The organism is Streptomyces sp. NPDC085866, from assembly GCF_044541035.1.
GTDB lineage: Bacteria > Actinomycetota > Actinomycetes > Streptomycetales > Streptomycetaceae > Streptomyces.
The window spans coordinates 22,416-35,388 of sequence record NZ_JBITSQ010000012.1 but is presented as its reverse complement, the minus strand read 5'-3'; the positions used below and the strand labels follow the sequence as shown (position 1 = coordinate 35,388).

Sequence of the window (12,973 nt, the reverse complement as noted above, 5' to 3'; positions counted from 1 at the left end):
GTCGAGGAGCACATGCCCCGCGATCCCGGTCCCGGCGAGGCGCTGGTCGCCGTGCACGCGGTGGGCATCTGCGGCAGCGACCGCGAGGTGTACCAGGGCAACCGGCCCGAGGGGTACGTGCGTTACCCGCTCACGCCCGGCCACGAGTGGTCGGGGACCGTGCGCGCGGTGGGTGCGGGCGTGCCGGCGAGCCTGGTCGGCCGCAAGGTCGTCGGCGAGGGCTTCCGCAACTGCCAGGTGTGCGACCGCTGCCACGCGGGCGAGACCACGCTGTGCACGGCCGGGTACGAGGAGACCGGATTCACCCAGCCGGGTGCCATGGCCGCCACGCTCACCCTGCCCGCCCGGCTGCTGCACCCGCTGCCGGACGACGCCGACCTCACCGCCGCCGCCCTGCTGGAGCCCGCCGCGTGCGTCGCGGCCGCCGCACTGAAGGCGAAGGCCCAGCCGGGCGAGCGGGTCGCGGTGGTCGGCACGGGGACGCTCGGGATGTTCGCCGTGCAGTTCCTGAAGGCCATCTCGCCGGTGGAGCTGCTCGTCGTGGGCACCCGGAACGACCGGGAGGCACTCTCCCGGCAGTTCGGGGCGACCGACTTCCGGCTCAGGGACCGGCCACTGCCCGACGACTTCGACGTCGTGATCGAGACCGCCGGGTCCGCGTCCGCCGCGCGCACCGCCGCCTCCCTGCTCAGGCGCGGCGGACGCCTGGTCCTGACGGGCATCCCGGCGCCGGGCGCCGACGGGCTCGACCCGACCGATCTCGTCGTACGCCAGCTGGAGGTGCACACCGTCTTCGGGGCGCCGCCGGACGCCTGGGCGCACACCGTGCGGGTGTTCGGCGCCGGGCTGCTGGACCCGCTGCCGCTGGTCACGCACGAGCTGCCGCTGACCGAGTTCCCGCGCGCCATCGAGTTGGTGGGAGCCGGCGATCCGAAGGTGGGCAAGGTGCTGCTCCGTCCCTGACCGTACGCCGGTCGGGGCGCGACCTGACGGCGCCCCGACCGGCGTACCACCAAGGCCTTTTTCTACCCAGAGCCGCGAACCTTGTCCGAAATACCGAACACGAAGGACAGCTTGTGACCGACGCTTCCGCCCCGGCAGCCCGCAGGCCCGGCGAGCAGGTGCTCGCCGCACTCGGCCTGGGCGCGCCCGCCCTCGACCCCGCCGACACCTCGGCCCACAGCTTCCCGGGCGGCGGTCGCTGGCGCACCGAGATCCCCTCGTGCGAGGGTCCCGAGGCGCTGGCGGTCGTACTGAAGGAGGCCTCCCGCCTCGACGTGCCGATCCACCGGATCAGCCAGGGCAGCGGCGTGTGGATGCTGACCGACGCCGAGATCACCGAGATGGTCGACGCGACCGGCGAACGCGACATCGAACTCTGCCTGTTCACCGGCCCGCGCGGCACCTGGGACATCGGCGGCTCGGTGCGCTCCGACTCGCGGGGGGCCGGACTGCGCGCCCGCGGCCACGACGCCGTCGCCGGCTGTGTCGAGGACGCCGTCCGCGCCACCGAACTGGGCGTCAAGTGCCTCCTCGTCGCCGACGAGGGCGTGCTGTGGACCCTGCACCGGGCCCGCGAGGCGGGCATCATCCCGGCCGACACCACCCTGAAGGTCTCGGCACTGATCGGACCGGTCAACCCCGCCTCGTATGCGGTGTACGAGGGGCTGGGGGCCGACTCCGTCAACGTGCCCAGCGATCTGACGCTGGATCACCTCACCGAGATCCGCCGGGTGTCCGGCGCCCCCATGGACATGTACATCGAAGCTCCCGACGACCTCGGCGGCTATGTGCGGATGTACGAGGTCGCCGAGCTGATCCGGCGCGGCGCACCGCTCTACCTGAAGTTCGGCCTGTCCAAGGCTCCCGGCATCTACCCGTGGGGCACCCATCTGCGGGACGTGACCCTGGACACCGCCCGGGAGCGGGTGCGGCGCGGCCGGCTCGCCCTCGACCTGCTCGCCCGGCACGGCGCGGACGGCGACATGGCGCCGCTCGGCTCCCGCCTGCCCGGCCCGCTCAACCGCTTCCCCAGCAACGCGTGACCCCTCTCAACGACGAGACGAACAAGGACTGATCACATGCGCAACCGCAGAGCCGCTCTCACCGCGATAGCCGGAGCCGCCTCCCTCGCCCTCACCCTGTCCGCCTGCGGCCAGAGCGGCGAGGGCGGCAGCAAGGAGGAGAAGGGCAGCGCCAAGGGCGGCACCATCGGCATCGCCATGCCGACCAAGTCCTCCGAGCGCTGGATCAACGACGGCAACAACGTCGTCAAGAACCTCCAGGCGGCCGGCTACAAGACCAAGCTGGTCTACGGCGAGGACGACCCGGACACCCAGGTCTCCCAGATCGAGAACCTGATCACGCAGGGCGTCAAGGGCCTGATCGTCGCGGCCATCGACAACAAGTCCCTCAACAACGTACTCCAGGAGGCCGCGGACGCCGACATCCCGGTCATCGCCTACGACCGTCTGATCCTCGGCACCAAGAACGTCGACTACTACGCCTCGTTCGACAACACCAAGGTCGGCGTACTGCAGGGCACGTACATCGTGCACAAGCTCGGCCTGGACAGCGGCAAGAAGGGCCCGTTCAACATCGAGCTGTTCGCCGGCTCGAACGACGACAACAACACCAAGTACTTCTTCGGTGGCGCGATGAGCGTGCTCCAGCCGTACATCGACAAGAAGCAGCTGGTGGTCAAGTCCGGCCAGACCGCGCTCAACAAGGTCACCACCCTGCGCTGGGACGGCGCGACCGCGCAGAAGCGCATGGAGGACATCCTCACCTCCTCCTACAAGTCCGGCAAGGTCGACGCGGTGCTCTCGCCGTACGACGGCATCTCCATCGGCATCCTCGCCGCGCTCAAGTCGGACGGCTACGGCTCAAAGAGCCAGCCGCTGCCCGTCATCACCGGCCAGGACGCCGAGCTGGCCTCGGTGAAGTCGATCATCGCCGGCGAGCAGACCCAGACGGTCTACAAGGACACCCGTCAGCTCGCCAAGGTCGCCGCGACCATGGTCGACGACGCACTCAAGGGCAAGAAGCCGCAGGTCAACGACACCAAGACGTACAACAACGGCACCAAGGTCGTCCCGGCCTACCTGCTCCAGCCGGTGAGCGTCGACAAGTCCAACTACGAGGACGTGCTGGTCAAGGGCGGCTACTACACGGACGCCGAACTCAAGTAATCCAGACGAACCCGGCCGAACCTCACTGATTGGAAGGCACGACCATGGCGGGACCCGTCCTGGAAATGCGCTCGATCGTCAAGACCTTTCCCGGTGTCAAGGCGCTGTCGGACGTCACCCTGACCGTCCGGCAGGGCGAGGTCCACGCCATCTGCGGCGAGAACGGCGCCGGCAAGTCCACCTTGATGAAGGTGCTCTCCGGCGTCCATCCGCACGGCACGTACGAGGGCGACATCCTCTTCGAGGGAGAAGTCTGCCGCTTCAGGGACATCAGGGCGAGCGAGCAGCACGGCATCGTCATCATCCACCAGGAACTGGCGCTGTCGCCGTACCTCTCCCTGGCGGAGAACATCTTCCTCGGCAACGAGCACGCCAAGGGCGGGTTCGTCGACTGGAGGGAGACCCTGCGGCACGCCACCGAGCTGCTGCGCCGGGTCGGTCTCGACGACCACCCGGAGACCCGCGTCGCCGACATCGGCGTGGGCAAACAGCAGCTGGTGGAGATCGCGAAGGCGCTGTCGAAGAAGGTGAAGCTGCTCATCCTGGATGAGCCGACGGCGGCGCTGAACGACGAGGACAGCGACAAACTCCTGGGTCTCATCCTGGAGTTGAAGAAGCAGGGCATCACCTCGATCATCATCTCCCACAAGCTCAACGAGATCCGCAAGGTCGCCGACTCGGTGACGATCATCCGCGACGGCCATTCCATCGAGACGCTGGATGTGAAGTCTCCGGAGACGACCGAGGACCGGATCATCAGCGGCATGGTGGGCCGCGACCTGGACCACCGCTTCCCCGAGCGCACGTCGTACGACGGCGAGCCGGACGCGGCCCCGGCCCTGGAGATCCGCAACTGGACCGTGCACCACCCGATCGACCAGGAGCGCACGGTGGTCGACGACGTGTCGATCAGTGTGCGCCGAGGGGAGATCGTCGGCATCGCCGGCCTGATGGGCGCGGGCCGCACCGAGCTGGCGATGAGCGTGTTCGGGCGGACGTACGGCCGGTACGCGGGCGGCTCGGTCCTCAAGGACGGCACGGAGATCCGTACGAGGTCCGTCGCGGAGGCGGTCGGCCACGGCATCGCGTACGTCACCGAGGACCGCAAGCACTACGGCCTCAACCTCATCGACACGATCAACCGCAACGTCTCGCTGACCGCGCTGAAGAAGGTCGCCAAGCGGGGCATCGTCGACGAGCACGAGGAGCGGCGGGTCTCCGAGGGCTTCCGCAGGTCCATGAACATCAAGGCGCCGACCGTGTTCGAACCGGTGGGCAAGCTGTCGGGCGGCAACCAGCAGAAGGTCGTCCTCAGCAAGTGGATCTTCGCGGGTCCGGACGTGCTGATCCTGGACGAGCCCACGCGCGGCATCGACGTGGGCGCCAAGTACGAGATCTACACGGTCATCGACCAGCTGGCCGCCCAGGGCAAGGCGGTCGTCTTCATCTCCTCCGAGCTGCCCGAGCTGCTCGGCATGTGCGACCGCATCTACACGATGGCCGCCGGACGGCTGACCGGTGAGGTGCCGCGGGCCGAGGCCACGCAGGAAGTGCTGATGCGTCATATGACGAAGGACAAAGAGGTAACGCGATGAGCACCGATGTCACCGACAAGATCCCGGCCTCGGCGCCGCCGGGCAGGAGCGGATCGGCCTCCGGCGCCGGTCTGCTCCAGCTGATGCTGGACGGGCTGCGCCGCAACATGCGCCAGTACGGCATGCTGATCGCGCTCGGCCTGATCGTCGTCCTCTTCACCGTCTGGACCGACGGGGACCTGCTGCTGCCGCGCAACGTCTCCAACCTGGTGCTGCAGAACAGCTACATCCTGATCCTCGCGATCGGCATGATGCTGGTCATCATCGCGGGCCACATCGATCTGTCGGTCGGCTCGCTGACGGCGTTCGTGGGCGCGTTCGCGGCCGTGCTGACCGTGCAGCACGGCGTGTCGTGGCCGATCGCCCTGGTGCTGTGCCTGCTGATCGGCGCGGCCGCGGGCTCCGTCCAGGGCTTCCTGATCGCCTATCTCGGCATACCGTCGTTCATCGTCACCCTCGCGGGCATGCTGCTCTTCCGCGGCCTGACGGAGATCCTGCTCAAGGGGCAGACCCTCGGCCCGTTCCCGGACGGCCTGCAGAAGATGGGCAACGGCTTCCTGCCCGAGGTCGGCCCGAACACCAACTACCACAACCTGACCCTGCTGCTCGGGCTCGCCCTGATCGTGGCCGTGGTCTGGCAGGAGGTCCGCGACCGCAGCCGCCAGCAGGAGTTCGCGCTGGACGTGCTGCCCACCCGGCTCTTCCTGCTGAAGCTGGTCGCCCTGGTCGCCGCGATCCTCAGCCTCACGATGCTGCTCGCCAGCTACAAGGGCGCCCCGATCGTGCTGATCATCCTCGGCGCGCTGGTCGTCGGCTACGGCTACGTCATGCGCAACGCGGTGTTCGGCCGCCACATCTACGCGATCGGCGGCAACCTGCCGGCGGCCAAGCTGTCCGGCGTGAAGGACAAGAAGGTCACCTTCTACGTCTTCCTGAACATGGGCGTGCTCGCGGCCCTGGCGGGTCTGGTGGTCGCCGCCCGTCTGAACGCGGCCTCTCCGAAGGCGGGCGTCAACTTCGAACTCGAGGCGATCGCCTCGTCGTTCATCGGTGGCGCGTCCATGAGCGGCGGTGTCGGCACCGTCCTCGGCGCGATCATCGGCGGTCTCGTCCTCGGCGTGCTGAACAACGGCATGAACCTCCTCAGCGTCGGCACCGACTGGCAGCAGGTCATCAAGGGCCTCGCCCTGCTGGTGGCGGTCGGATTCGACGTGTGGAACAAGCGCAAGTCCGGTTCGTAAGTCAGATCGGGCCCCACCGGAAAGCCGGTGGGGCCCCTCCTTTTACGGGAGCCGCACATGGAACTGAACAGACGCACGGTCATCGCAGGCGCCGCGGCAGCGGGCCTCGCCGCCACCACCCTCGGCACAGGCACCGCCGAGGCCGCCTCGGGAGGCAGGAAGCCGGTGAGGGAACCCTTCGGAAAGCTCGCCGACGGCACGAAGATCTACCGCTGGTCGCTGGAGAACGGCGGCACGCGGCTGAAGGTCCTGAACTGGGGCGGCGTCGTCCAGAGCCTGGAGATCCCCGACCGGCACGGCCACTACGCCAACGTCTCGTTGGGCTTCGACAACATCGACGACTACGTGGCGAAGACGCCGTACTTCGGCGCCCTGATCGGCCGCTACGGCAACCGCATCGCCAAGGGCCGGTTCACCCTCGACGGCAAGAGCTACCAGCTGTCCGTCAACGACGGAGTGAACAGCCTGCACGGCGGCAAGCAGGGCTTCGACAAGCACGTGTGGGACGTGGAGCCGTTCACCAAGGGCACCGACGTCGGCCTGCACCTGCACTACACCAGCGTCGACGGCGAGATGGGCTACCCGGGCACGCTCAAGGCGACGGTGACGTACACCCTCACCAGGCACGGCGAGTGGCGCATCGACTACGAGGCCACCACCGACCAGGCGACCGTCGTCAACCTCACCAGCCACGTCTACTGGAACCTGGCCGGCGAGGGCAGCGGCACCATCGAGGACCACGAACTCCGCATCGCCGCCTCCCGCTACACCCCCACCGACTCGGGTCTGATCCCCACCGGTGAACTGGCCGTGGTCGCGGGCACCCCCTTCGACTTCCGGCACGCCAAGCCGATCGGCCGCGACATCCGCGCCGGCCACGAGCAGCAGGTGCAGGCCAAGGGCTACGACCACAACTGGGCCCTGGACAAGGGCATCACCGCCAAGCCCGAGCCCGTCGCCACGCTGCGCGACCCGCGCTCCGGCCGTACCCTGAAGATCGCCACCGACCAGCCGGGCCTGCAGTTCTACTCCGGCAACTTCCTCGACGGCACCCTGACCGGCACCGGCGGCCGGACCTACCGCCAGGGCGACGCCCTGTGCCTGGAGACCCAGCACTTCCCGGACTCGCCGAACCACGCGAACTTCCCGTCGACCGTGCTGCGGCCGGGCCAGACCTACCGGACGACGACGGTCCACACGTTCTCGGCGTGAAGCGGCTCACACAGCAGGTGAGTTGAACGCCACTGCTGTGTCCTCCGTATCCATGGGTGGCCCGGGCTCCCCCGCCCGGGCCACCCTTCGACGGAGGTTCCCTTGCCTGACAACGTCACCTCGTTGTTCCGCAACACCGCAGCGCACAGCCCTTCGATGGCGGCGCTGACGCGGGAGAGCGACGGGTCGGGCCCGGTGGACTTCTGTATCCCGTGCAATCCGTACTTCCCCACTCCCGCCATGTTCGAGGACATGGCGGTCCGGCTGCGCGAGATCGTCACGTACTACCCGAGCAGCGCCGACACCATCACGGCCGAGTTGTGCAGCCTGCTCCAGCTGCCGCCGCAGTGCGTGGCGATGGGCAACGGCTCGACGGAGCTGATCACCTGGATCGACCATCTCCTGGTCCGCGAGTCCCTGGCCATCCCCGTTCCGACCTTCGGCCGCTGGACCGACCAGCCGATGGAGACCGGCAAGCGGGTCGACATGTTCCCGCTCCAGGAGGCGAACGGCTTCGCGCTGGACCTCGCCCAGTACGCCGAGTTCATCCGCGCCCGCGGCACCCGCGTGGCGGTCATCTGCAACCCGAACAACCCCGACGGCGGTTATCTGCGCAAGCAGTCGGTGGTGCAGTTCATGGACGCCATGGCGGACCTGGACCTGGTGGTCGTGGACGAGTCGTTCCTGGAGTTCGCCGACGCGGAGGCCGACCCGAGCGTCGTCCAGGAGGCCATGCTCCGGCCCAACGTGGTCGTGCTCCGCAGCCTCGGCAAGAACTTCGGCCTGCACGGCATCCGCTTCGGCTACCTGGTGGCGAACCCGGCCCTGGCCGGCCGCGTCCGTTCGATGCTCCCGAAGTGGAACCTCAACTCCTTCGCCGAGCACGTGGTGTTCATGCTGAAGGAGCACGGTGCCGAGTACGCGCAGAGCCTGATGCAGGTGCGCCGGGATCGACTGGAGATGGCCAGCCAGCTCTCCGCCCTGCCCGGCCTCACGGTCTATCCCTCCCAGGGCAACTTCCTTTTCGTGCGCCTCCCCGTGGGAGCCGAGGGCACGGTGGTCCGGGACCGGATGCTCACCGAGCACCGGATCCTGGTCCGCGAGTGCGGCAACAAGATCGGCTCCTCCAGCCGCTTCCTGAGACTCGTGGTGCGCCCCCAGGTCGACGTGCGTCGCCTGGTGTCCGGCCTGGAGCAGGTGCTCTACGGGTCCAGGAGGGGAGCCGCCGTACCCGAGCTGGGCACAGGGACCAGCTACAGCTCGGGTACGGCGGCCGTGGACCGGCTGGTCAGCACGACCAACGGCGCCGGAATGCCGGGGCTTGCCGCGCAGGCCGTCGGCACCGGCGCCGCCCCGGCCGTCGGCACCGGCATGCCGCTCCCCGCCGCCACAACGCCGACCGGCGGCGGGATGCCGATGCCGGCGGCAGCTCAAGCGATGCCGGTACAGCAGCCGGCGCCGGCCCAGCCGGTACCGGTACAGCAGCCGGTGGCGCCGGCACCGGTGCCGATGCCGGCGCCTGTCCCGACTCCGGTGCCCGTACCGGCGCCGTACCCGACACCGGTACCCGCACCCGCGCCTGTCCCCGCTGCTCCTGTCCCCGCGGCTCCTCCTGTCCCGGTCGCGGCCCCGGCCGCCGCGCTCGGTCCCACCCCGCCGGGTGTTCCGGCCCGTGGGGGCCTCACGGCGGCCCAGGTACGCGGCATGACGGCCCCGGGCACCCCGGCGGCCGGTCTGACCCCGGCCCCTGCGACCGGCTGGCCCAACGCACAGAGCTGGCCGAACGCGGCGGGCATGGGGCAGGCGGGCTAGCAGGCCTCAGCGCAGAGGCAGGGCCTTGGCGCCCGAGAGGAGCGGGATGGGCTCGTAGGCGGCGATTCCGGGGCCGCAGTCGGGCGTGGTGTCAGCGGTGCCCGACACCTCGGACCCGGCCGCGTACGGCCCGTCGCCCGCCACCGTGGTGAAGTGGTCGGTGTGCGCGGCCGAGTAGTACAGGCACTGGTGCAGGTTCACGTACGCGCCCGCGGTCAGGTCGAGTGCCCTGGCGTAGGACAGGGCGGGGACGAGGAAGTAGTTTCCGTCGCCGCCACCACAGCCGGGTGTGCGTCCGCCGTGCCGGAGACGTTGGTCCCGGCGGCGAAACGGCCGTCGCTGCTCGGCACCACGGTGTTGAAGTAGTTGTCGGCCGAGGACGAGTAGTACGTGCACTGGTGCGGGTTCAGGCACCGGCCGCTGCGCAGGTCCAGCGTCTTGACGCCCGACAGGAGCGGGACGAGGCCGAAGTTCCCGTCGCCGCCACCACAGCCGGGTGTGCGGTCCACCGTGCCGGAGACGTTCGTGCCGGCGAGGAAGCGGCCGTCCCTGCTCGGCACGAACGTGGTGAAGTGGTCGGAGGCGGAGGCGGAGGCGGAGTAGTACAGGCACTGGTGCAGGTTCAGGTACGGGGCAGGAGCTTCGGCGGCGGCCGCGTCGGCCAGGCCCGGGCCGAGCGACAGTGCGACGACACCGAGCGCTGCGGTGAGCCGCTTGTGGACCGGGTGCGCGCCCGGCGCTAGTACGCCACCGGCCAACCCGTGCTCCAGTTCAGCAGGTTGATGCCGAGCTTCGGGGTGCCGTTGTCGTTGCCGTCGTAGTAGTGGTAGACGATCAGGTCGCCGTCGGTGTCGTTCATGACGGACTGGCCGCCGGGGCCGATGACGCTGCCGTGCGACTCCAGGACCGGGGTGCCGCCGTTGTCGGTCATCGCGACGCCGTTCTTGTCGTAGTAGGGGCCGGTGACGGAGGTGGCGCGGCCGACCTTCACCTTGTACGTCGAGCTGGTGCCCTGACAGCAGACGTCGTAGGAGGCGAAGAGGTAGTAGTAGCCGCCCCGCTTGACGACGTACGGCGCTTCCACGGCCTTGCTGCCGGTCGGGCGGGAGGCGAGGGAGTACCGGGTGGTGTCGCCGGCGTACTGCTTCCCGGTGGACGGGTCGATGCGGATCATCTTGATGCCTGTCCACCAGCTGCCGAAGGACAGCCACCACCTGCCGTCGTCGTCCACGAAGAGGTTGGGGTCGATGGCGTTGTAGTCGCTGGAGGTGGTGGAGGTGTAGACGGCGCCGTAGTCGGTCCAGGAGCCCGGCAGGCCCGTCGTCGAACCGGCCAGTCCGATCGCCGACTTGTTGGAGCCGAACGTGGAGACCGCGTAGTACATGAGGTACTTGCCGCCGTGGTACGAGATGTCCGGCGCCCAGGCCTCGGTGGCGTACGACGACCACCAGCTCGGCTCGGCGGAGAAGGCGTCGGAGCCGGCGGTGAAGGAGATGCGGTCGGTGGAGGTCCTGTAGGCCAGTCCGCCACCGGTGGAGTAGAGCAGGTAGCGGCCGGCGGAGGTACGGATCATGGTGGGGTCATGGACTACGACGTCGCCGGTGACCGCGCCGGGGTTGGGATACGCCGACGCGCTGCTCGGGACGAGGGCGAGCAGGATCGCGGCGGGGACGGCGAGGAGTGCGGTGCGCTTCATTCCAGTCTCCTCTCTATTCGATATATCGAACTCCGATCGGCAATTCGGACGGACCGTAGAATCGAATGGTTTGCGAGTCAACAGTTCTCGCATCAACCCTCCTGTCTCATCAGGCATCTTGACGACCCGTCGCTTTACCCGACTGACAGCCTGCGGACAGCAAGCGTTTCTACGGTGCCGTGTCCATGACAGAACACTCAGATGCCCGCCCGGTCGGGCGCCGCACCGTACTGATCGCCACCGGCACCACGGCCGCCGCTCTGACCGTGGGTGCCGCGACGGCCCAGCAGGCCCCCGCGGCCACCCGCACCCCCGACACCGCGCCGGCCGCCGCGGCGGCCGCCGCGGCGGCCGTCTGCACCCTCACGAAGGAGATGACCGAAGGCCCCTACTACCTCGGCGGAGCGCTCGTCCGCTGCGACATCACCGAAGGCAAAGCGGGTGTCCCGCTCAAGCTCGCCCTGACCGTCGTCAACACCGCCTGCACCCCGATCGACAACGCCCTGGTGGAGATCTGGCACGCCGACGCGCTCGGCGAGTACTCCGGCTACGTCGGCAACAACGGCCACCACGAGTCGGACGACGGCACCTTCCTGCGCGGTGGCGTCCTCACCAACTCCAGTGGCGTCGCCGACATCACCACGATCTACCCGGGTTGGTACCGGGGCCGCTGCATCCACATCCATGTGAAGGTCCACACCGGCGTCACACTCACCTCCGACGGCTCCTTCACCGGCGGCTCCACCCTCCACACCGGCCAGCTCTTCTTCAGCGAGACGATCACGACGGCGGTGGCGAAGGTCTCCCCGTACTCGACCAGCACCGTCACCCGCACCACCCTCTCCCAGGACTCCGTCTACGACGGCGGCGGCGCCTCCTCCGGCCTGCTGACCCTCACCGCCCTGGGCAGCTCGGCCTCGTCCGGCTACACCGGCACCCTCACGCTGGGCGTGTCCGGCTGACCGGAGGCCCCTGAAACGACAGCCCCTTGGAGCCGGGCCCAGCCGGGCTGGGCCCGGCTCCAAGGGATCTCGCGGCGCCGCAGCTCGCCGGTTCCCCCGGACCCGATCTTGGATACACACAGATCTCTTGCCACAACTAGTTTGTGATGCAAAGCTGACTGCATGACAGATGCTTCGGTGCCGTCGTCGGGCACTCCTCACGAAGTCCTGGCCGGCCTGGGCGAGTTGACCCGCAAGGTCCGCACCGCCCAGCGCGGCGCATGGTTCCCCCTCCTGCTGCTCGGCGTGCTCACGCTGGGCGGGATCCTGGTCAGTCGCTTCACCTTCAAGGTCGAGACCGCTCCCTGCCCGGCGACCGCCCCCGCGGCAGGCCCCGGCTGCACCGTGGTCACGCAGGTCACGCAGGGCTCGCCGGTCTACTGGCCCCTCGGACTCGCCCTCGCCTACACCGCGACGGCGTACTTCTACATCCGCCGCTCCCGCAACCGCGGAGTCGGCACCCCGGTGCGGCCGTACATCCTCACCGGGATCGCTCTGGTCGGCCTGGTCACCGCCACCGAGATCTGGAGCATCCGTCAGGGGATGCCCCGGCCCGGCGCCCCGATCGACTTGTGGGGCCTGCACCTCGACCCCACCTCCGGGGTGACGATGTTCCTCGTGCGACTCACCGGGAACACCACAGCCGTCGGGCTGCCGCTACTGGTGCTGGCCTGGGTGGAACGCAGCCGCACCCTGCTGCTGCTCACCGCGGTGTACCTGGCCGTCGAGCTGGTACCGCTCACCACCGGCTGGTCGGGGATCCCCTTCACCTCGCCCTGGTCCGCCGTGCCCCGCTTCGGCGTCCCCGGCGTGCTGCTCCTGCTCGGCGCGCTCGGTTTCGGCCTGGCCGAGCTGTCCCGCCGGCGCGACGCCTCATGACCGATCAGCCCGATCCGCACCCCGTCACCGCACTGGACGACGTCGTCCACCAGCGCGTCCGCCTCGGCATCCTCACCGTCGCCCACCAGGCGCGCCGGGTCGAGTTCGGCTTCCTGCGCACGGCCCTCGGCCTCACCGCCGGAAATCTCAGCCAGCACCTGGCCGTCCTGGAGAAGGCCGGACTGGTCGACATCGAGAAGGGCTACGAGGGCAAACGTGCCCGCACCTGGCTCTCCCTCACCCCGGCCGGCGACCGCGCCCTGCAGGACGAGGTCGCCCAGCTCAAGCGGCTCATCCACCAGATCGAGCAAGGCAGCTCGGCCCCGGAGTCCTGATCCGGACTCCT

General features: G+C 69.2%; 13 protein-coding genes. 10 read left to right on the top strand and 3 right to left on the bottom strand.

Annotation, left to right across the window (positions count from 1 at the left end; translation table 11 throughout):
* Positions 1 to 12: 12 nt before the first annotated feature.
* The 7 genes from ACIF83_RS29110 to ACIF83_RS29080 all read left to right on the top strand — a co-directional run bounded on the left by ACIF83_RS29110 (position 13) and on the right by ACIF83_RS29080 (position 9,051).
* Positions 13 to 963, top strand: a complete 951-nt coding sequence (locus ACIF83_RS29110) for a zinc-binding dehydrogenase (RefSeq protein WP_399731692.1) — start codon at positions 13 to 15, stop codon at positions 961 to 963.
* Positions 964 to 1,076: 113 nt separating this feature from the next.
* Positions 1,077 to 2,045 (top strand): hypothetical protein, encoded by a 969-nt coding sequence (locus ACIF83_RS29105; RefSeq protein ID WP_398137342.1) that lies wholly within the window; start codon positions 1,077 to 1,079, stop codon positions 2,043 to 2,045.
* 36 nt (positions 2,046 to 2,081) lie between these two features.
* Positions 2,082 to 3,191: a multiple monosaccharide ABC transporter substrate-binding protein gene (gene chvE, locus ACIF83_RS29100; RefSeq protein WP_393465544.1), complete on the top strand. Its 1,110-nt coding sequence runs from the start codon at positions 2,082 to 2,084 to the stop codon at positions 3,189 to 3,191.
* Positions 3,192 to 3,235: 44 nt separating this feature from the next.
* Positions 3,236 to 4,786: a multiple monosaccharide ABC transporter ATP-binding protein gene (gene mmsA, locus ACIF83_RS29095; RefSeq protein ID WP_398137344.1), complete on the top strand. Its 1,551-nt coding sequence runs from the start codon at positions 3,236 to 3,238 to the stop codon at positions 4,784 to 4,786.
* On the top strand, positions 4,783 to 6,027 hold the full coding sequence (gene mmsB / locus ACIF83_RS29090; RefSeq protein WP_393465538.1) for a multiple monosaccharide ABC transporter permease: 1,245 nt from the start codon (positions 4,783 to 4,785) through the stop codon (positions 6,025 to 6,027). The genes mmsA and mmsB overlap by 4 nt, the downstream gene beginning before the upstream one ends.
* Positions 6,028 to 6,084: 57 nt before the next feature.
* The gene (locus ACIF83_RS29085; protein ID WP_393465536.1) at positions 6,085 to 7,239 is read left to right on the top strand and encodes an aldose epimerase family protein; all 1,155 of its coding nucleotides are present in this window, start codon (positions 6,085 to 6,087) and stop codon (positions 7,237 to 7,239) included.
* Between the two features lie 102 nt (positions 7,240 to 7,341).
* Positions 7,342 to 9,051: an aminotransferase class I/II-fold pyridoxal phosphate-dependent enzyme gene (locus ACIF83_RS29080; RefSeq protein WP_399731281.1), complete on the top strand. Its 1,710-nt coding sequence runs from the start codon at positions 7,342 to 7,344 to the stop codon at positions 9,049 to 9,051.
* Positions 9,052 to 9,057: 6 nt separating this feature from the next.
* Here the strand turns inward: ACIF83_RS29080 and ACIF83_RS29075 are convergent, their stop codons facing one another.
* The 3 genes from ACIF83_RS29075 to ACIF83_RS29065 are packed head-to-tail and all read right to left on the bottom strand — an operon-like array spanning position 9,058 to position 10,747.
* Positions 9,058 to 9,252, bottom strand: a complete 195-nt coding sequence (locus ACIF83_RS29075) for a hypothetical protein (protein ID WP_399731278.1) — start codon at positions 9,250 to 9,252, stop codon at positions 9,058 to 9,060.
* A gap of 14 nt (positions 9,253 to 9,266) precedes the next feature.
* A complete protein-coding gene (locus tag ACIF83_RS29070; RefSeq protein ID WP_399731275.1) occupies positions 9,267 to 9,809 on the bottom strand; it encodes a hypothetical protein in 543 nt (180 codons plus the stop codon).
* Positions 9,791 to 10,747, bottom strand: a complete 957-nt coding sequence (locus ACIF83_RS29065; protein WP_393465527.1) for an arabinan endo-1,5-alpha-L-arabinosidase — start codon at positions 10,745 to 10,747, stop codon at positions 9,791 to 9,793. Before ACIF83_RS29065 ends, ACIF83_RS29070 begins: the two co-directional genes overlap by 19 nt.
* Before the next feature lie 185 nt (positions 10,748 to 10,932).
* Between ACIF83_RS29065 and ACIF83_RS29060 the strand changes: the two genes are divergently transcribed.
* The 3 genes from ACIF83_RS29060 (at position 10,933) to ACIF83_RS29050 (ending at position 12,962) form a co-directional block, all read left to right on the top strand.
* The gene (locus tag ACIF83_RS29060) at positions 10,933 to 11,709 is read left to right on the top strand and encodes an intradiol ring-cleavage dioxygenase (protein WP_399731272.1); all 777 of its coding nucleotides are present in this window, start codon (positions 10,933 to 10,935) and stop codon (positions 11,707 to 11,709) included.
* Positions 11,710 to 11,871: 162 nt separating this feature from the next.
* The gene (locus ACIF83_RS29055; protein WP_399731269.1) at positions 11,872 to 12,627 is read left to right on the top strand and encodes a hypothetical protein; all 756 of its coding nucleotides are present in this window, start codon (positions 11,872 to 11,874) and stop codon (positions 12,625 to 12,627) included.
* Positions 12,624 to 12,962 (top strand): winged helix-turn-helix domain-containing protein, encoded by a 339-nt coding sequence (locus ACIF83_RS29050; protein WP_393465519.1) that lies wholly within the window; start codon positions 12,624 to 12,626, stop codon positions 12,960 to 12,962. The genes ACIF83_RS29055 and ACIF83_RS29050 overlap by 4 nt, the downstream gene beginning before the upstream one ends.
* Positions 12,963 to 12,973 lie beyond the last annotated feature (11 nt).